Source organism: Mycobacterium fragae, from assembly GCF_002102185.1.
Classification (GTDB): Bacteria; Actinomycetota; Actinomycetes; order Mycobacteriales; family Mycobacteriaceae; genus Mycobacterium; species Mycobacterium fragae.
Genome location: NZ_LQOW01000031.1, coordinates 193,081 through 210,330 on the forward strand (window position 1 = coordinate 193,081; position 17,250 = coordinate 210,330).

Sequence of the window (17,250 nt, forward strand, 5' to 3'; positions counted from 1 at the left end):
GTGGTCCACCGATGCTGGCCCGCAACGCCGAGGCGCTGTACTGGATCGGTCGCTATGTGGAGCGCGCAGATGACACCGCGCGCATCCTCGACGTGACCGTGCACCAGCTGCTGGAGGACTCCAGCGTCGATCCGGACCACACCTGCCGTGTGCTTCTGAACGTCTTGGGCATCGAGCCGCCGCAGACCGAGTTGGACGTCTGGTCGCTGGCCGACCTGGTGGCGTTTCGCCGCAACATCGCCGGCGGCTGCTCCATCGTCGACGCCATCTCGGCGGCACGAGAGAATGCCAGGTCTGCTCGCGAGGTGACATCCACCGAGACCTGGGAGTGCCTCAACACCACCTACAACGCCCTCGGCGAACGCGTACGAGCCGCCAAACGCCTTGGGCCGCATGAATTCTTGTCGTTCATCGAGGGCCGCGCCGCGATGTTCGCCGGCCTCGCCGACTCGACGTTGTCGCGCGACGATGGGTATCGCTTCATGATGCTGGGCCGGGCGATCGAACGGGTGGACATGACCGTGCGACTGCTGCTGTCGCGGGTGGGGGACAGCGCGTCCTCGCCGGCCTGGGTGACGGTGCTGCGCTCCGCGGGCGCGCACGATACCTACCTGCGCACCTATCGCGGTGTGCTGGACGCGAACCGGGTGGTCGAGTTCATGTTGCTCGACCGGTTGTTTCCGCGGTCGGTCTTCTACTCGCTGAAGCTGGCCGAGCACAACCTCGACGAGCTGATGCCCAACCCGCACAGCCGGGTTGGGGCCACCGCCGAAGCGCAGCGCCTGCTCGGGCGAGCCCGCAGTGAACTCGAATTCGTGCAACCGGGAGCGCTGCTCGAATCGCTGGAGATGCGGCTGGCCGGCTTGCAGAAGACGTGCCACGACGTCGGAGAAGCCTTGGCATTACAGTACTTTCACGTCGTGCCATGGGTCGCCTGGTCGGATGCCGGGCAGCGTCACCCGCTGCCGGCTCGGCAGGGGAAGACCTGATGTGGCGGATGCGCGTACTGCACGCCACCGGCTACGCCTATCCGTCGCCGGTGACGGCCTCCTACAACGAAGCTCGCCTCACACCGCGGTCGGACTCCCGCCAAAACGTCATCCTCAACCGCGTCGAAACTGTGCCGGCCACACGGTCATACCGCTACGTCGACTACTGGGGCACGTTGGTGACGGCATTCGACCTGCACGCGCCGCACACCGAGCTGACCGTGACGTCCTCGTCGGTCGTTGAGACCGACCGACCGGAGCCGCCGACGGCGAAGCTCGATTGGGCCGAGCTGCACACCGAATCGGTCCTCGACCGTTTCGACGAGATGCTGCGCCCCACCGACTGCACCCCGGCAAGCAGACGTGTGGCGGCCGTGGGCAGGCGGATCACCAAGTATCACGAGCCTGTCGAAGCCGTGTATGCCGCGGCGCAGTGGGTACGCAGTGAACTGGACTACCTACCGGGTACCACCGGCGTCCACTCGTCCGGGCTGGACGCGCTGCGCGAGGGCAAGGGTGTCTGTCAGGATTTCGCGCATTTGACGCTAATCCTGTTGCGCAGCATGGGTATACCCGGGCGTTACGTATCGGGCTATTTGCAGCCAACTCGTGACGCGGGGATAGGGGACACCCTCGACGGGCACAGTCATGCGTGGATTCAAGCCTGGACCGGCAGTTGGTGGGATGTCGATCCCACCAACGACAGCCAGATCACCGAGCAGTACATCAGCCTGGGCGTCGGCAGAGACTACGGCGACGTGTCCCCGTTGAAAGGGATTTACTCCGGGCAAGGCGCCACCGACCTGGACGTCGTCGTCGAAATCACCCGATTGGCGTAGGGCGTTGACCGAGCGACCGCGTTGGCAAAGTGGATCGCCGTTGGCCTCGGTGGCCTCGGCCTGCCTGGCGTTGCTTATCGGTGGCGTGGCGATCGGAGTCGCGCTCGGCGGTGTGATGCCGTTGCCGTACGGGCCGGTCGCCCCGATCCAGCATTACGTTCGCGCCGAGCCGGTTGCGGTACAGGTGATCGCCGTCGCCGTGTTCGGATCGGCGGTGCTGCTGGCCGTCTACGTGGCAATGGCCGGCGCGCGCCTGCGGCAGCTCGGAGTAACCGCCCCGGCGGCGATGGTCGCGCTGACCGGCGGCATCTTGGCGGCCGGCGCCCTGGGTCTGACGGGTTTGGTGGCCTGGCCGCTGTCCTGGCCGGAAATCAGCGCCGACACCGCGTTGGTTCGCGCGTTGTATCTCCTGGTGTTTTTGGTCGGCGGTCCTGCGCATATCGTCGCCCTCGGCCTGCTGGTCGGCGGCATGGCGCTGCCGGGCCTGACCCTCGGGCTGCTGCCGCGACCACTGGCCTGGATCGGACTGGGGATCGCCGCGCTCGCCGAGCTGACGACGCTGGTGCTGATCTGGCCGGCGCTGGGCGTGATCCTGCCAGTCGCACGGGTTTCGGCACTGGTGTGGCTGCTGGTGGCCGGTGGGCTACTGCCGCTGCGCCGGCCCGATCCTCACGTGCGCGGCTGAATCTGCACTCGGTGCAGGTCATCGCCGAGTTCGATGTGCCCGTCGAACTCCGACGCGGCCAACGCTCGCCACTGTTCCTCCTGACCGGGCGCGATGCCGGGCACGTAGTGGGTCAGCACCAGAGTGCCGACCCCGGCGCGTTTCGCGGTAGCGGCCGCTTGCTGCACCGAGGAGTGGTAGTCGCAGATGTCCTTGATCCGCTGCTGCGGAAGCAGGGACACCAGATCCTTGCGAATCACGGTGTGCACCAACGCGTCTGCTCGCCTGGCCAGCTCGTCGAGGCTCTCGCACGGCACAGTGTCGCCGGCCAGCACGACGGACGCGCCGCCCGATTCGATCCGAAACCCGATCGTCGGGGCCACCGGCCGGTGATCCGTGGGTGCGACGCGGATCGCCACGCCGTCGTGATCCCACACCGGGCCCTCGGTGTATTCCTGCACGTTGACAGGCGGTGGAGCGTCGAGATCGTCGTGGTGGGCGATGCGGTAGCCGATGTCGGGGCCGAAGGCCTTCAGCATCGCGTCGACCACATCCGCGGTGCCCGGTGGCCCGATGATCGGCAGCGGCACCGGGTCGGGTACGAACGTGGTGACCCAGCGGGTGATGAGGACGTCGCCCAGATCGGCAATGTGGTCGCTGTGCAGGTGGGTGAGCAGCAGTGCCGATAAAGCGTTGGCGCCGACGCCGATTGCCGCCGCGCGCTGCAGCACGCCGCGTCCGCAGTCCACCAGAAAAGCCTCGCCGCCGGCACGCACCAGGGTGGCCGGCCCGGCCCGGTTCGGGTCCGGGATGGGGCTTCCCGTGCCGAGCAGCGTGATGTCGATCATGGCCCCAGATATTGCATACATCTCGCCCGCGCGCCATCGGATTCGCCGGATCTGCTGTGTCGCAAGGCGTTCGGCCGTTGTCGACCTATACCGAACCTCGACGCGCCCGACAACCGGTTCATCGGGGCATCGCACCGGGCCAGGTATCGATTTGGGTTGGCAGCTTCCACGTTGCGCGAGTACGCCGTAGCCTGGTGTGAAGCAGATCACTACCGGCGGGAGGCTTGGATGCGGATTCGGGACGTGTTGCGGAACAAGGGCGCCGCGGTAGTGACGATCAATCCCGATGCCACGGTTACCGAACTGCTCGCCGGCATGGCCGAGCGCAATATCGGCGCGATGGTGGTGCTCGGGCCGAACGGTGTAGAGGGCATCGTCTCCGAGCGCGATGTGGTACGTGAGCTGCACACCCATGGGGCGCGCGTGCTCGCTGCGCCGGTCTCGAAGATCATGACCACGGTGGTTGCCACCTGTAGCAAGGCCGACACGGTCGACGCCATCAGCGCGCTGATGACCGAAAACCGGGTGCGGCACGTACCGGTGATGGAAAACGGCGAGCTGGTCGGCATCGTCAGCATCGGCGACGTGGTGAAGAGCCGGATCGACGAGCTGGAAGCCGAGCACGCCCAGCTGCAGTCCTACATCACCCAGGGCTGAGCTCAGCTCCAGGAGTAGTCGGCCCGCAACCGGGCGGCCACGATGTCGAAGACGTCGCGCCGCAGGATCGCGCCCTCGCGACGGATACCCTCCTCGGGCACATCGAGCACCCGGTCGAGTCGGACCCAGCATTCTCCGCCGTCCGCAGCCCAGCTACCGCTGCCGATGCCCACCCAATCCCGGTCGGCGGCGTGCTTTTCCTGACTGGACATCATCAGCCCGAGCAAGGTGTGGCGGTCACGACCCACGACCAGTACCGGCCGGTCCTCGCCACGGGTCGGGTCGTCCTCGTGGACCAACCATGTCCACACGACCTCGCCGGGATCGGCCGGACCATCCAGGTTGGGGCAGTAAACGAGCTTGCGGGCGCGGTACGCCGTGGGCGCACTGCGGTTGGTCACCGGCCGGCCGGCGGTGATCTCGGCCGGCGGTTCGGACGGGCCACCGGCGATCACGTCCATCCCGATCTTGATGCCGCGCTGAATGGCAGGGGAGTTCTGCAGCTGGCGGATCAGTTTGGGAACCTCCGAGGACGTCACGTACACCAAATCCTCTGCGAATCGCTGCAACGTCCTCCACCCTGACGCCATGTTCGCAGCATAAGACGACCCGGCACGATTGTGTTCCGCCGACGCTGCCTCGATACCCTTGATGTGCCCGCGCGCCACCCGTCGACCAGGAGATTCTCATCAGCAGTTTCGCCGACCAAACCTTCACCGCGCCGGCGCAGATTCGCAATTTCTGCATCATCGCCCACATCGACCACGGCAAATCCACGCTGGCGGATCGGATGCTGCAGCTCACCGGTGTGGTCGATGAGCGTTCGATGCGGGCTCAGTACCTGGACCGGATGGATATCGAGCGGGAGCGCGGCATCACGATCAAGGCGCAGAATGTGCGGCTGCCCTGGCGGGACAACGTTTTGCACCTGATCGACACCCCGGGACACGTCGACTTCACCTACGAGGTGTCCCGGGCGCTCGCGGCCTGCGAGGGCGCCGTGCTGCTGGTGGACGCCGCGCAGGGCATCGAAGCCCAGACACTGGCCAACCTCTACCTGGCACTGGACCGCGACCTGGTGATCATCCCGGTGCTCAACAAGATCGACCTGCCCGCCGCCGACCCCGATCGTTACGCCGGTGAGATCGCGCACATCATCGGCTGCGAGCCCGACGACGTGCTGCGGGTGTCCGGCAAGACCGGCGAAGGCGTACCCGAATTGCTTGACGCCGTCGTCAAGCAGATTCCGCCGCCGCAGGGCGACGCCGAGGCCCCCACCCGCGCAATGATTTTCGACTCGGTCTACGACATCTACCGCGGTGTGGTGACCTACGTGCGAGTGGTCGACGGCAAGATCACCCCGCGCGAGAAGATCGCGATGATGTCCACCGGCGCGACTCACGAGCTGCTCGAGGTGGGCATCGTCTCACCCGAGCCGAAGGCCACCGCCGGACTCGGCGTGGGCGAGGTGGGCTATCTGATCACCGGTGTCAAAGACGTCCGTCAGTCCAAAGTGGGCGACACCGTCACGACCGCGCGCCACGGCGCCACCCAACCGCTGACCGGCTACCGCGAACCCAAACCGATGGTGTACTCGGGGCTGTATCCCGTCGACGGCTCCGACTACCCGAGCCTGCGCGACGCGCTGGAGCGGCTGCAGCTCAACGACGCCGCGCTCACCTACGAACCGGAGACCTCGGTGGCGCTGGGATTCGGATTCCGGTGCGGCTTCTTGGGCCTGCTGCACATGGAAATCTCCCGCGAGCGCCTGGAGCGCGAATTCGACCTCGACCTGATTTCGACCTCACCGAACGTGGTCTACCGGGTGATCAAAGACGACGGAACCGAGGTCCGCGTGACCAACCCGTCCGACTGGCCGTCGGGCAAGATCGCCACCGTCTACGAGCCCGTGGTCAAAACCACGATCATCGCGCCCAGCGAATTCATCGGAACGATCATGGAACTCTGCCAATCCCGACGCGGCGAGCTCGGCGGCATGGACTACCTGTCACCCGAGCGGGTGGAGTTGCGCTACACGATGCCGCTAGGCGAGATCATCTTCGACTTCTTCGACTCGCTGAAATCGCGCACCCGCGGTTACGCCAGCCTCGACTACGAGGAAGCCGGCGAGCAGGAGGCCCAACTCGTCAAGGTGGACATCCTGCTGCAGGGCGAGGCAGTCGACGCATTCAGCGCAATCGTGCACAAGGATGCGGCGGCGGCATACGGCAACAAGATGACCACCAAACTCAAAGAGCTCATTCCGCGTCAGCAGTTCGAGGTGCCCGTGCAGGCGGCGATCGGGTCCAAAATCATTGCGCGGGAAAACATCCGGGCAATCCGCAAGGACGTGCTGTCGAAGTGCTACGGCGGTGACATCACCCGCAAGCGAAAGCTGCTGGAGAAGCAGAAGGAAGGCAAGAAGCGGATGAAGACCATTGGTCGGGTCGACGTGCCGCAGGAGGCCTTCGTCGCTGCGCTGTCCGCGGACGCGGCCGGCGACAAGGCCAAGAAATAGCCGCAATCGCTGCGCAACGGGCGCCGGTAGGGTCCAGTCATGCCCATCGGACGCGTCGTGGTCGCGCTGGCGACGCTGCTGCTGGCGACGGGGTGCACGCGCGTCACTGACGGCGCCGCCCGCCCGGCGCCGGGGATGGCGCCGCGCCCGCTTAGCGGGCAAGCCGTCAACCGGGTGCTTCTCGACGATGGCGAGCTGTCGAAAATGCTGGATCAGCCCTTCAAAACCGATCCCGATTCGCCGCCGCGTTTTGGTGGCATCGAACTGCTAACGGACGGCAGCGCCTCGCCCCGCGAGTGCGCTGCGGCCGCGGAAGAGCTGCCGAAAAGCGTCTTCCAGGGTTCTCGTGTGCGCCAAGTCGCCAAGGAGAGTTGGTGGAACGCGGCCCCTTACGACGAGAACCCACGGGTGATCAGCGTCCACGAGGCTGTGGTCGCATTGCCCACCGCCGCGGCCGCCGACCCGCTTTTCGCCAAGTTCACCGAGCAGTGGCGGCAGTGCGACGGCACGACGGTCTCCATGAATGACGGCTACTTCACGATGGCTATCTCCGATGTCAGCGACGCCAATTCCGTTGTCGCCGCCGCCGTTGGAGTCCACGGTTCGACGACGGTCCCGAACGCTCATGCCGTCGGGGTGCGGGTGAACTGCCTCGTCGAAGTCCGCGTCGCCTTCTTCGGCCTCGAGCCCGGCAGCACAGCGGACGCCGACAAGACCGTCGCCGTCAACATCGCCCATCGGATGATGGACAAGATCAGCGAATCGAGCTGAACGCTGGGTGCCGTCGAGTGTGGGGGATATGGACGTGATTTCGTCGATTGGCGACCACAACCCACACAGTCGGCGCGTGAACGCCGGCTACATCGGCGCGTTGGCGGGCTGGAACACCCCGGTGCTGTCGGCCTCCTCCTCGGCCCGGATCACGTGCACCACAGCGTTGATCAGCGCCAGGTGGGTGAAGGCCTGCGGGAAGTTGCCGAGGTGTCGGCCGGTGCGCGGCTCGATCTCCTCGGCGTAGAGGTGCAGCGGGCTGGCGAACGACAGCAGCCGCTCACACAGATGTTTGGCGCGGCTGACCTCACCGATCTCCACCAGCGCCGCCACCAGCCAGAACGAGCAGATGGTGAACGTGCCCTCCTCGCCGACCAGCCCGTCGTCGGTCTCCTCGACGCGGTAGCGCAGCACCAGGCCGCCCTCGGTGAGTTCGTCGGCGATGGCCAGCACCGTCGCGCGCACCCGCGGGTCTTCCGGCGGCAGAAACCGGTTCAGCACCGCCAACAGCACCGAGGCGTCCAACGCATCCGAGCCGTACCGCTGGGTCAGCACGCCGCGCGAGTTCACTCCGTTCTTCAGGATGTCGGCCTTGATCTCCTCGGCGACGGCCCGCCACTGCTGGGCGTAGCTCTTCTCGCCCTGCCGCTCGGCCAGCTTGGCGCCGCGATCGACCGCCACCCAGCAGGCCACCTTCGACGAGGTGAAGTGTTGGGGCTCGCCGCGCACCTCCCAGATGCCGCGGTCGGGCTCACGCCAGTGCGTGATCGCCTCTTCCACCTGCGCCTTCAGCACCGGCCACAGCGTCTCTGGGATCTGCTCACGCGACTTGGCATGCAGGTAGAACGAGTCCAGGATGCTGCCCCAGATGTCGTGCTGGTCCTGGTTGTAGGCGCCGTTACCGATCCGCACCGGGCGGGCGTGGTCGTAGCCGGACAGATGGTGCAGTTGGTCTTCGACCAGGCTGCGTTCGCCGCCCACGCCGTACATCACCTGCAGCGGATGGCGTTCATCGTTGTTGGCGCCGGACACGTCGGCGATGAACGCGAAGAAATCGTCGGCCTCGCGGTCCAGACCCAACGTGTAGAGCCCCCATAACGCGAACGTCGAGTCGCGAACCCAGGCGTAGCGGTAGTCCCAGTTGCGTTCGCCCTGCGGCGTCTCCGGCAGCGACGTGGTGCTGGCCGCCAGCAGCGCGCCGGTGGGCGAATACGTCAAACCCTTCAGCGTCAGCGCGCTGCGCTGCAGATAGGACCGCCACGGGTGGTCGGGGAAGTTGCCGATGTTGATCCATTGCCGCCAGCACTCCGTCGTCTGCCACATCTTGTCGGCGGCTTCGGCATAGGTCTGCGGCGCCGGGTGCTTGGACCAACTCAGCGCGACGAACACGTCGTCGCCCTCTTTCAACCGGGTGCGGGCCCGGGCCTCGCGGCCCTCGATGCCGATCCGCAGGTTCGTCGTCAGTCGCAGCGCCGGGTGGTCGTCGGAATCGTTCTTGGCCCGCGCGACGGCCTCGCCGTAGGCGTTTGCCGAGTATTCCCAGGTGGCGCCGATCCGGTGATAGTCGAAGGCGGGCTCGCAGCTCATCATCAGCTCGACTGTGCCGCTGACGCAGCGCACTGTGCGCAGCAGGATGTGCTCGGCGTCCCAGTCCATCGGGGTGCGGCGATGCGTCCGCGACCGGCGCTCGATGTCGTGCCAGGGGCCCATCACCAGCGCGTCGCGCACGATCATCCAGCCGGTGTGGGTTTGCCAGGTGGTCTCCATGATCAGGCTGCCCGGCAGGTAGCGGCGTGCCGAGGGCACCGACACTCCATAGGGGCCAAGCCGGAAATGGCCGGCGCTGCGGTCCAGGATCGCGCCGAACACGCTGGGCGAGTCCGGCCGGGGCACACACATCCACTCCACCGAGCCGGCGGGGGAGATCAGGCACGTCGTCTCGCAGTCGGAGAGAAACGCGTAGTCGGCGATCGGCGGGAAGGGGTTGCGCAGTAGCCCGCTCGCCGGAAACGGCACCGGGGACGTGACGCTGAAGGGCTTGGACTCAGCCTGTTCGGCGGCGTCGTCGGCAGGCTGAGCTTGCACGACCATGCCGACATCATCATCCGCTGACCTGCCCGGCGTCTACTCACGGCGGGGCGTGTTCGGCCGGCGTTGGCTTCGCTGGCCGCGCGGAATAGGGTGAGCCGGTGAACGGGATCCTCAGCTGGTGGGACGGCGTGGAGCTATGGCTGTCCGGGCTGGGGTTCGTTCTGCAGACCATTGTCGTGATGCCCGCCGTGCTGGCGCTGGCCTACCTCATCGCGGTCGTGCTGGACGCTCTGCTGGGCCAAGGTATCCGGCTGCTGCGGCGGGTCCGCGGCACCCGCGACACCCCCGAAGCCCCCGGATGAGCGGCATGCCCCGATCGCAGGTCACCTTCGTGCTGGTGATCCTGGTGGTGCTGGTCATCGTCGCTTGGTTGCTGACTCGCTGAGGCGGTCCGCTCGGGCTGTCGATTCGGGCGATTCTGTTAGGCTTCCGGCCATGCGCGCAGTGTCCGGCAACCGCGAGTGCCACGTTCTAGCACTCATTGCCGTGGGTGACTGCGCTGTGGCCGACGTCCACTGTTGTCGCTGACCTACTGCCCGCGCGCGGTCCGGTATCGGTGTTCGGCAACTGATCCAGAAACCACACGCCTTGCCGTAGCGACGGGATTTGTTACCTGCTAAGCCCGCTCCGGAAAGGTCGACCATTGCTCGACGACGTCAGAGGCGCCCGGCGGTGGCGACATGCTGTCGGATTGGCCGTCGCCGCGACCATCGCTGCGGCGTGCCACGGCGGCGCCAGCGACGTCGTCGGCGGTGGTGGGCAGGGTAATACGCGCACGAGCATCACCCTGGTTGCGTATTCGGCTCCGGAACCCGGCTGGAGCAAGGTGATTCCGGCGTTCAACGCCTCTGACGTAGGCAAGGGTGTCCAAGTGATCACCTCGTACGGCGCCTCCGGTGATCAGTCACGCGGAATTGTCGACGGCAAGCCCGCCGACATCGTGAACTTTTCCGTCGAGCCCGACATCACCCGACTGGTCAAGGCCGGCAAGGTTTCCAAGGACTGGGACAAAGACGCCACCAAGGGGATTCCGTTCGGATCGGTGGTGACTCTGGTGGTGCGACCGGGAAATCCCAAGCACATCAAGGACTGGGACGACCTGCTACGGCCCGGTGTGGAAGTCATCACGCCCAGCCCGCTGAGTTCGGGCTCCGCCAAATGGAATCTGCTTGCGCCGTATGCGGTCAAGAGCGGCGGTGGCCGCAATCCGCAAGCGGGCCTTGACTTCGTCAACAAGCTGGTCAGCCAGCACGTAAAACTGCGGCCCGGATCCGGGCGCGAGGCCACCGACGTCTTTGTCCAGGGCAGCGGCGATGTGCTGATCAGCTATGAGAACGAGGCGATCGCCACCAAGCGCCAAGGCAAACCGGTCGCACAGGTCAACCCGCCGCAGACGTTCAAAATCGAAAACCCACTGGCCGTGGTGACCAGCAGCGCCCACCTGGACACGGCGACCGCGTTCAAGAACTTCCAATACACTGCCCAGGCGCAGAGGCTTTGGGCCGCAGCCGGTTTCCGGCCTGTCGACCCGGCCGTCGCCGCCGATGTCCGCGATCAGTTCCCAATACCGGTCAAACTGTGGACGATCGCCGACCTCGGCGGCTGGGACACGGTGGATGCGCAGTTGTTCGACAAGAACACCGGCCGCATCACCAAGATCTACATGCAGGCCACCGGATGACGAGCGTCATAACACCTCACGCGTCGGTTGCCGGAGGCGACCAACCCGGGCCGCGCCCCCGCAGCGCGCGCAGCGGCATCTCGCTGCGAGTCGGCGTCGCGATGGTGTGGCTCTCGGTGATCGTGTTGCTGCCACTGGCCGCGATCGGCTGGCAGGCGGTCGGTGGTGGCCGGCAAGCGTTCTGGCTCGCCGTCACCTCCAATGCCGCGCTCGAGTCGTTCCGGGTCACGCTGACCATCTCGGCCGGCGTCACCCTGGTCAACCTGGTGTTCGGCCTGCTGATCGCCTGGGTACTGGTACGCGACGATTTCCCCGGCAAACGACTGCTCGACGCCATCATCGATCTGCCGTTCGCGCTGCCTACGATCGTTGCCAGCCTGGTGATGCTGGCCCTCTATGGAGCCAACAGCCCCGTCGGCCTGCACCTGCAGCACACCGCGTGGGGCGTGGGGATGGCGCTGGCATTCGTCACGCTGCCGTTCGTGGTGCGAAGCGTCCAACCGGTGCTGCTCGAAATCGACCGCGAGACCGAGGAAGCCGCGGCCTCGCTGGGTGCAAACAACCTGACGATCTTCACGAGGGTCGTGCTGCCGTCGTTGACTCCGGCGCTGCTCTCCGGTGCGGGGCTGGCATTTTCGCGGGCCATCGGAGAATACGGGTCCGTGGTGCTGATCGGTGGGGCAGTGCCCGGCAAGACCGAAGTGTCGTCGCAGTGGATCCGGACGCTGATCGAGAACGACGACCGCACCGGCGCTGCTGCGATCTCCATTGTGCTGCTGAGCATCTCGTTCGTCGTGTTGTTCATCTTGCGCACGCTCGGGTCGCGCGCGGCCAGACGCGAGGAGGTGTCCGCGTGACGGTCTCGCCGCGGGTTCGCTACCTGATTCGCAGCCTCGCGCTGGGCTACGTCTTTGTGCTGCTCATCGTGCCGGTGGCGCTGATCTTGTGGCGGACCTTCTCGCCCGGCTTCGGACAGTTCTACGCCTACGTCAGCACTCCGGCGGCAATCTCGGCGCTGAATTTGTCGCTGTTGGTCGTGGCGATCGTGGTTCCGCTCAACGTGATCTTTGGCATCCCGACGGCATTGATGCTGGCGCGCAACCGGTTCCGCGGCAAGGGCGTGCTGCAGGCGATCATCGACCTGCCTTTCGCGGTATCGCCGGTGATCGTCGGCGTGGCGCTGATCGTGCTGTGGGGCTCGGCGGGACTGCTGGGCTTCGTCGAGCGTGACCTCGGATTCAAAATCATCTTCGGGCTGCCGGGCATCGTGTTGGCCAGTGTGTTCGCCACGTTGCCGTTCGTAGTCCGAGAGGTCGAGCCGGTGCTGCACGAACTGGGCACCGACCAGGAGGAGGCAGCCGCAACGCTGGGTTCCGGTTGGTGGCAGACATTCTGGCGGATCACCCTGCCCTCGATCCGGTGGGGCCTCACGTACGGAATCGTGCTGACCGTCGCACGCACACTCGGTGAATACGGTGCGGTCATCATGGTCTCGTCCAACCTGCCCGGCAAATCGCAGACGTTGACGCTGCTGGTGTCCGATCGCTACAACCGGGGCGCCGAATACGGCGCGTATGCCATCTCGACGCTGCTGATGGGGGTTAGCGTGGTGGTCTTGATCGTCCAAGTACTGCTCGATGCTCGACGCGCCCGCAAGGAGGTGGAATGACCGCGACCAACGCGATCATCGTGCGAGGCGCCAACAAACGGCACGGCGATTTCGTCGCACTGGACAACGTGGACTTCGAGGTGCCCGCCGGTTCGCTGACGGCCTTGCTCGGGCCCAGCGGTTCGGGCAAATCGACGCTGTTGCGCGCCATCGCAGGGCTCGACCGGCCGGACACCGGGACCATCACGATCAATGGCCGCGACGTCACCCGCGTGCCGCCGCAGCGACGCGGCATCGGCTTTGTATTTCAGCACTACGCGGCTTTCAAGCATTTGAGTGTCCGCGACAATGTGGCTTTCGGGTTGAAGATCCGCCGGCGGCCCAAGGCCGAGATCGCCAAGAAGGTCGACCATCTGCTGGAGGTGGTGGGCCTCAGCGGTTTCCAGAACCGCTATCCCAACCAGCTTTCCGGTGGTCAGCGTCAGCGTATGGCGCTGGCCCGCGCGCTGGCGGTCGACCCGCAAGTGCTGCTGCTCGACGAACCGTTCGGGGCCCTGGACGCCAAGGTCCGGGAGGATCTGCGGGCCTGGCTGCGCCGCCTGCATGACGAGGTGCATGTCACCACGGTGCTGGTCACCCACGACCAGGCCGAGGCGCTCGATGTGGCGGACCGGATCGCCGTGCTCAACAACGGCCGCATCGAGCAGGTCGGTTCGCCGACAACCGTTTACGACACCCCGGCCAACGCCTTCGTGATGTCGTTTCTGGGCGCGGTGTCCTCACTCAACGGCACCCTCGTTCGTCCGCACGACATCCGGGTCGGCCGCAATCCCGATATGAAGATCGCCATCAGCGACCCCGTCGCCCAGTCCACCGGCGTCGTCCGCGCCACCATCGATCGGGTGGTGATGCTGGGCTTCGAAGTGCGTGTGGAGTTGACCAATGCCGTCACCGGCGGGCCCTTCACCGCCCAAATCACCCGCGGTGACGCTGAGGCGCTGGGCCTGCAGGAGGGGGACACCGTGTACGTGCGTGCCACCCGGGTGCCGGCCATGGCCGACGGGGCGCCCGCGCGCAGCGACACGGCGGCCGACGAGGGCGCGACCACACTGACCTCCGCCTAACCGGCCACTCGAAACCGAAGTTTTGCAGAAGAAGTGCGAGAGGCGGCCTGCAAAACGTCGGTTTGGATGAATTTAGGCGGCGATGGGTTCGACTAGCGCCTCATCGAAGCGGTCCAGCACGGTCTCCGCCACCAGTCGGTGGGCTCCCAGCGGCGCGGCCATAGCAATGCCGGCCGCTGTCGCGTAGTTGTGCACCCGGTCGGTGATGCGTCCGGGTGCCAGGAACCACGGTGCGATCACCAGGCGACGGGCCCCGCGCCGCCGCAGCTGCTGCGCGGCCTCTGCCAACGACCCGGGCATAGTGGCGAACGCCGTCGTCACGCCTGCCCACCGGGCGCCCGCGGCCAGTCTTGGTGCCACTGAAGCGGTGCGCGCGTTGGCCGCAGCGTGCGACGAGCCGATGGCCACCACCAGCACGCCGAGTTCGGGATCGAGCGGGGAAAACCCTGCGCCGCACAGCCTTTCACGCAGCACGGCTACCAGTCGGTGGTCCTCGCCGAGCACATCGGCTTGGCGCACACCGGCGAAACCCGCGATCTGGCGGGGAATGTCGCTGCGCGCGTGGTAGGCGTCGGCCAGCAGGAACGGGGTCACTATTGCGCCGGGCGTGAGCGCGTCGACCAGCCTCGGTGTATTCAGCTCGCAGAACGCGACGCGCACGTCGAGCCTCGGCCGCATGAGCCTTAGCCGGTGCGCGACGGCCCGCGCATTGGCGGCCGACCGCGGATCCGCGCTGCCGTGCGCGGCCAATACCAGCGTGCTCACGACGCGTGCAACCCGCATTCGACCTTGCCGGTCCCTTGCCAGCGTCCGCTGCGCGGATCGGCGCCGTCGGCCACCTTCGCCGTGCACGGGGCACAGCCGATCGACGGATAACCTTCGTAGACAAGCGGATTGACCAGCACATCGTTCTCGGCGATGTAGTCGTCCATGTCCTGATCGGTCCACGCCGCCAACGGGTTGATCTTCACCAGCCCGAACTGCTCGTCGAAGCTGATCAACGGGGCGTTGGCGCGAGTCGGTGCCTCGACCCGGCGCAGCCCGGTCACCCAGGCGGAGTAGCCGCGCAGCGCCTTGCCCAATGGGGCGACCTTGCGCAGCCGGCAGCACTCACCAGGGTCCCGCGCGAACAAGTCCTTGCCCAGCAGCTCGTCTTGCTGCGCGACCGTGTGCTCGGGCGTGACGTTGAGTACGCGCACGTCGTAGACCGCCTCGATCGCGTCACGCGTGCCGATGGTCTCCACGAAGTGATAACCGGTGTCCAGGAACATCACCGGCACACCCGGACGCACCTTGGCCGCCAGATCGATCAGGACCGCGTCCTGCATGTTGGACGCCACCACGTAGTTACAGGTCGCGGACGCGCGGGGGCCGCGGACACCGCCGAAGTTCTCGTCGGTCCAGCGCAACAGGTCGATGGCGCTGGCCCCCTCCAGCTCCGCCGCACCGCGCTCGGCCAGCTCGCGCAATTCCGCCTCGGTCAATCCGCTCGCCTTCCCGTTCATCGCAGATCCGCCTCGTCAGCGCGTAGCGCCCACTGCGCGAAACGCTCGCCCTCGTCACGCTGCTTGACGAAATTGCGCACCACCCGGTCGATGTAGTCGCCGAGCTCGTCACTGGTGACCTTGTGCTGGCGCAACTTTCGCCCGAAACCGCTGTCGGCGCCGAGGCTGCCGCCCAAATGCACCTGGAAGCCTTCCACCGAGCCGCCGTGGCCGTCGTCGACCATCTGGCCCTTGAATCCGATGTCGGCGACCTGGATGCGGGCGCACGAGTTCGGGCAGCCGTTGATGTTGATCGTGATCGGCACGTCGAGTTGAGCGTTGATGTCCTCGAGCTGGCGCTCCAGCTCCGGCACCAGCACCTGCGAGCGTCCCCGGGTCTCGGCGAAGGACAGTTTGCAAAACTCAATTCCGCTGCAGGCCATCAGGTTTCGGCGCCAGTGCGACGGCCGCGACGGCAGCCCCAACGCGTCGAGGCCGGCGATCATCTCGTCGAGTTTCTCGTCGGGCACGTCGAGGATGATCAGCTTCTGATACGGGGTGAACCGGGCCCGGTCCGACCCCACCCGCTCCATAAGGTCGCCCACCGCGGACAGGATGGTGCCGGACACCCGCCCGGCGATCGGGGCCACCCCGACGGCGTTGCGCCCGTTCTTCAGCCGTTGCACGCCGACATGGTCGATGGGGTGCTTGACGGGTTCGGGCTCCGGGCCGTCGATCAACGGCCGCTTCAGGTACTCCTGTTCGAGAATTTCACGGAACTTTTCTATACCCCAGTCCTTGATCAGGAACTTCAGCCGGGCCTTCGAGCGCAGCCGCCGATAGCCATAGTCACGGAAGATCGCCGTGACGCCCTCCCACACGTCGGGCACCTCGTCCAGCGGCACCCAGACGCCGACGCGTTGCGCCAGCATCGGGTTGGTCGACAAGCCGCCGCCGACCCACAGGTCTAGGCCGGGCCCGTGTTCGGGATGCCGGACACCGATGAACGACACGTCGTTGATCTCGTGTGCGACGTCCTGCAGACCCGATACCGCGGTCTTGTACTTACGCGGCAGGTTCGCGTACTCCGGCTTGCCGACGTAGCGGCGGATGATCTCGTCGAGCGCCGGGGAGGCGTCGAGCACCTCATCAAGCGATTCACCGGCCAGCGGTGAGCCGAGCATGCCGCGCGGACAGTCGCCGCACGCCTCGGTGGTCTGCAGGCCGACGGCATCCAGCCGCTTCCAGATCTCGGGGACGTTCTCGATCTCGATCCAGTGCATCTGCAGGTTTTCCCGATCGGAGATGTCCGCGGTATCCCTGGCAAATTCAGTCGAGATCTGGCCCAGCGTGCGCATCGCCGCTGCCGACAGCGGCTTGCCGTCGCTGCGCACCCGCATCATGAAATAGCGGGCCTCGAGCAGATCGGCGTTCTCGTCGCCGGTCCAGGTGCCGTCGTAACCCTCTGCCCGCTGCGTGTAAAGCCCCAGCCAGCGGAAGCGGCCTCGCAGATCGGTCTTGTCGATGCTGTCGAAACCACCCCGGGCGTAGATGTTTTCGATGCGGGCCCGGACGTTGAGCGGATCGTCGTCTTTCTTGAGTCGTTCGGTGGCGTTGAGCGGTTCCCGATAGCCCATCGCCCACTGGCCTTCGCTGCGGCCCCTTGAACGTGGGGGGCTGGGGCGGGGGGACGTCATTCGGCGGTCTCCTTCGCGGAGTAGCCGGCTTGGACGCGCAAGTCACCGGTTGCTGTCCCGGCGGCGCAGATCCGGTGCCAGCTGGAAGTACAGGTGGGCGGGTCTACGACATCAAGGCAGACAGCGACAGCTGCAGACACGCTTGAGATCGATGTGCCGACGCGCCACCAGGGCGATGCGGAACTGGCTGCGGGCGGCGGTCACCGGGCCATTGTGCCACGGATGTCGACCGACGTCGCCACCAGGGGGGAATTTGCCTCATGGCGAGCAAAACTACG

General features: G+C 66.4%; 18 protein-coding genes and 1 pseudogene. 12 read left to right on the forward strand and 7 right to left on the reverse strand.

The genetic code is table 11. The annotated features are described in order from the left end of the window. Positions 1-11: 11 nt before the first annotated feature. The 3 genes from AWC06_RS19355 (at position 12) to AWC06_RS19365 (ending at position 2,513) form a co-directional block, all read left to right on the forward strand. Positions 12-989: an alpha-E domain-containing protein gene (locus tag AWC06_RS19355; RefSeq protein ID WP_085199612.1), complete on the forward strand. Its 978-nt coding sequence runs from the start codon at positions 12-14 to the stop codon at positions 987-989. Then, entirely contained in the window at positions 989-1,828 is an 840-nt protein-coding gene (locus AWC06_RS19360) for a transglutaminase family protein (RefSeq protein WP_085199613.1), read from the forward strand. The genes AWC06_RS19355 and AWC06_RS19360 overlap by 1 nt, the downstream gene beginning before the upstream one ends. A gap of 115 nt (positions 1,829-1,943) precedes the next feature. Continuing rightward, the gene (locus tag AWC06_RS19365) at positions 1,944-2,513 is read left to right on the forward strand and encodes a hypothetical protein (RefSeq protein WP_308065911.1); all 570 of its coding nucleotides are present in this window, start codon (positions 1,944-1,946) and stop codon (positions 2,511-2,513) included. Here AWC06_RS19365 and AWC06_RS19370 read toward each other — a convergent pair. Then, positions 2,498-3,340: a ribonuclease Z gene (locus AWC06_RS19370; RefSeq protein ID WP_085199614.1), complete on the reverse strand. Its 843-nt coding sequence runs from the start codon at positions 3,338-3,340 to the stop codon at positions 2,498-2,500. The genes AWC06_RS19365 and AWC06_RS19370 overlap by 16 nt on opposite strands. 228 nt (positions 3,341-3,568) lie before the next feature. On the opposite strand from AWC06_RS19370, the gene AWC06_RS19375 reads away from it, so the two are divergent. After that, positions 3,569-3,997, forward strand: coding sequence for a CBS domain-containing protein (locus tag AWC06_RS19375; protein WP_085199615.1), 429 nt, complete (start codon positions 3,569-3,571; stop codon positions 3,995-3,997). Between the two features lie 2 nt (positions 3,998-3,999). Here the strand turns inward: AWC06_RS19375 and AWC06_RS19380 are convergent, their stop codons facing one another. Next, complete coding sequence (locus AWC06_RS19380; protein ID WP_085199616.1) at positions 4,000-4,587, reverse strand: type II toxin-antitoxin system PemK/MazF family toxin; 588 nt, start codon at positions 4,585-4,587, stop codon at positions 4,000-4,002. On the opposite strand from AWC06_RS19380, the pseudogene lepA reads away from it, so the two are divergent. Both lepA and AWC06_RS19390 read left to right on the forward strand, forming a co-directional pair. Beyond that, positions 4,578-6,515 (forward strand): annotated as a pseudogene (lepA, locus tag AWC06_RS19385) (translation elongation factor 4). The gene AWC06_RS19380 and the pseudogene lepA overlap by 10 nt on opposite strands. A gap of 39 nt (positions 6,516-6,554) precedes the next feature. After that, on the forward strand, positions 6,555-7,286 hold the full coding sequence (locus AWC06_RS19390) for a sensor domain-containing protein (protein ID WP_085199617.1): 732 nt from the start codon (positions 6,555-6,557) through the stop codon (positions 7,284-7,286). 87 nt (positions 7,287-7,373) lie between these two features. Here the strand turns inward: AWC06_RS19390 and AWC06_RS19395 are convergent, their stop codons facing one another. Next, positions 7,374-9,377 carry a glycoside hydrolase family 15 protein gene (locus tag AWC06_RS19395; RefSeq protein WP_085199618.1) on the reverse strand — a complete coding sequence of 668 codons (2,004 nt, stop codon included), beginning with the start codon at positions 9,375-9,377 and terminating at the stop codon, positions 7,374-7,376. Positions 9,378-9,475: 98 nt separating this feature from the next. On the opposite strand from AWC06_RS19395, the gene AWC06_RS19400 reads away from it, so the two are divergent. The 6 genes from AWC06_RS19400 (at position 9,476) to AWC06_RS19420 (ending at position 13,791) form a co-directional block, all read left to right on the forward strand. Beyond that, positions 9,476-9,679 (forward strand): hypothetical protein, encoded by a 204-nt coding sequence (locus tag AWC06_RS19400; RefSeq protein ID WP_085199619.1) that lies wholly within the window; start codon positions 9,476-9,478, stop codon positions 9,677-9,679. Positions 9,680-9,812: 133 nt separating this feature from the next. Further along, positions 9,813-9,905 carry an Ms4533A family Cys-rich leader peptide gene (locus AWC06_RS24020; RefSeq protein ID WP_372457963.1) on the forward strand — a complete coding sequence of 31 codons (93 nt, stop codon included), beginning with the start codon at positions 9,813-9,815 and terminating at the stop codon, positions 9,903-9,905. 115 nt (positions 9,906-10,020) lie between these two features. Beyond that, the gene (locus AWC06_RS19405; protein WP_085199620.1) at positions 10,021-11,058 is read left to right on the forward strand and encodes a sulfate ABC transporter substrate-binding protein; all 1,038 of its coding nucleotides are present in this window, start codon (positions 10,021-10,023) and stop codon (positions 11,056-11,058) included. Further along, the gene (gene cysT, locus AWC06_RS19410; protein ID WP_085199621.1) at positions 11,055-11,915 is read left to right on the forward strand and encodes a sulfate ABC transporter permease subunit CysT; all 861 of its coding nucleotides are present in this window, start codon (positions 11,055-11,057) and stop codon (positions 11,913-11,915) included. The genes AWC06_RS19405 and cysT overlap by 4 nt, the downstream gene beginning before the upstream one ends. Beyond that, a complete protein-coding gene (cysW, locus tag AWC06_RS19415) occupies positions 11,912-12,727 on the forward strand; it encodes a sulfate ABC transporter permease subunit CysW (RefSeq protein ID WP_085199622.1) in 816 nt (271 codons plus the stop codon). Before cysT ends, cysW begins: the two co-directional genes overlap by 4 nt. Then, positions 12,724-13,791, forward strand: a complete 1,068-nt coding sequence (locus AWC06_RS19420) for a sulfate/molybdate ABC transporter ATP-binding protein (protein WP_085199623.1) — start codon at positions 12,724-12,726, stop codon at positions 13,789-13,791. Before cysW ends, AWC06_RS19420 begins: the two co-directional genes overlap by 4 nt. 72 nt (positions 13,792-13,863) lie before the next feature. On the opposite strand, the gene AWC06_RS19425 is transcribed toward AWC06_RS19420, so the two are convergent. From AWC06_RS19425 to AWC06_RS24025, 4 genes are all read right to left on the reverse strand, one after another. Then, a complete protein-coding gene (locus AWC06_RS19425; RefSeq protein WP_085199624.1) occupies positions 13,864-14,556 on the reverse strand; it encodes a sirohydrochlorin chelatase in 693 nt (230 codons plus the stop codon). Then, a complete protein-coding gene (locus AWC06_RS19430) occupies positions 14,553-15,296 on the reverse strand; it encodes a phosphoadenylyl-sulfate reductase (protein WP_085199625.1) in 744 nt (247 codons plus the stop codon). The genes AWC06_RS19425 and AWC06_RS19430 overlap by 4 nt, the downstream gene beginning before the upstream one ends. Then, a complete protein-coding gene (locus AWC06_RS19435; protein ID WP_085199626.1) occupies positions 15,293-16,972 on the reverse strand; it encodes a nitrite/sulfite reductase in 1,680 nt (559 codons plus the stop codon). Before AWC06_RS19435 ends, AWC06_RS19430 begins: the two co-directional genes overlap by 4 nt. A 111-nt stretch (positions 16,973-17,083) precedes the next feature. Continuing rightward, positions 17,084-17,176: an Ms4527A family Cys-rich leader peptide gene (locus AWC06_RS24025; protein WP_425320178.1), complete on the reverse strand. Its 93-nt coding sequence runs from the start codon at positions 17,174-17,176 to the stop codon at positions 17,084-17,086. Positions 17,177-17,250: the final 74 nt, after the last annotated feature.

Coding starts and splice junctions, on each gene's coding strand:
- AWC06_RS19355 (WP_085199612.1), top strand. CDS start 12: ATGCTGGCCCGCAACGCCGAGGCGCTGTACTGGATCGGTCGCTATGTG.
- AWC06_RS19360 (WP_085199613.1), top strand. CDS start 989: ATGTGGCGGATGCGCGTACTGCACGCCACCGGCTACGCCTATCCGTCG.
- AWC06_RS19365 (WP_308065911.1), top strand. CDS start 1,944: ATGCCGTTGCCGTACGGGCCGGTCGCCCCGATCCAGCATTACGTTCGC.
- AWC06_RS19370 (WP_085199614.1), bottom strand. CDS start 3,340: ATGATCGACATCACGCTGCTCGGCACGGGAAGCCCCATCCCGGACCCG.
- AWC06_RS19375 (WP_085199615.1), top strand. CDS start 3,569: ATGCGGATTCGGGACGTGTTGCGGAACAAGGGCGCCGCGGTAGTGACG.
- AWC06_RS19380 (WP_085199616.1), bottom strand. CDS start 4,587: ATGGCGTCAGGGTGGAGGACGTTGCAGCGATTCGCAGAGGATTTGGTG.
- AWC06_RS19390 (WP_085199617.1), top strand. CDS start 6,555: ATGCCCATCGGACGCGTCGTGGTCGCGCTGGCGACGCTGCTGCTGGCG.
- AWC06_RS19395 (WP_085199618.1), bottom strand. CDS start 9,377: ATGGTCGTGCAAGCTCAGCCTGCCGACGACGCCGCCGAACAGGCTGAG.
- AWC06_RS24020 (WP_372457963.1), top strand. CDS start 9,813: ATGCGCGCAGTGTCCGGCAACCGCGAGTGCCACGTTCTAGCACTCATT.
- cysT (WP_085199621.1), top strand. CDS start 11,055: ATGACGAGCGTCATAACACCTCACGCGTCGGTTGCCGGAGGCGACCAA.
- AWC06_RS19420 (WP_085199623.1), top strand. CDS start 12,724: ATGACCGCGACCAACGCGATCATCGTGCGAGGCGCCAACAAACGGCAC.
- AWC06_RS19430 (WP_085199625.1), bottom strand. CDS start 15,296: ATGAACGGGAAGGCGAGCGGATTGACCGAGGCGGAATTGCGCGAGCTG.
- AWC06_RS19435 (WP_085199626.1), bottom strand. CDS start 16,972: ATGACGTCCCCCCGCCCCAGCCCCCCACGTTCAAGGGGCCGCAGCGAA.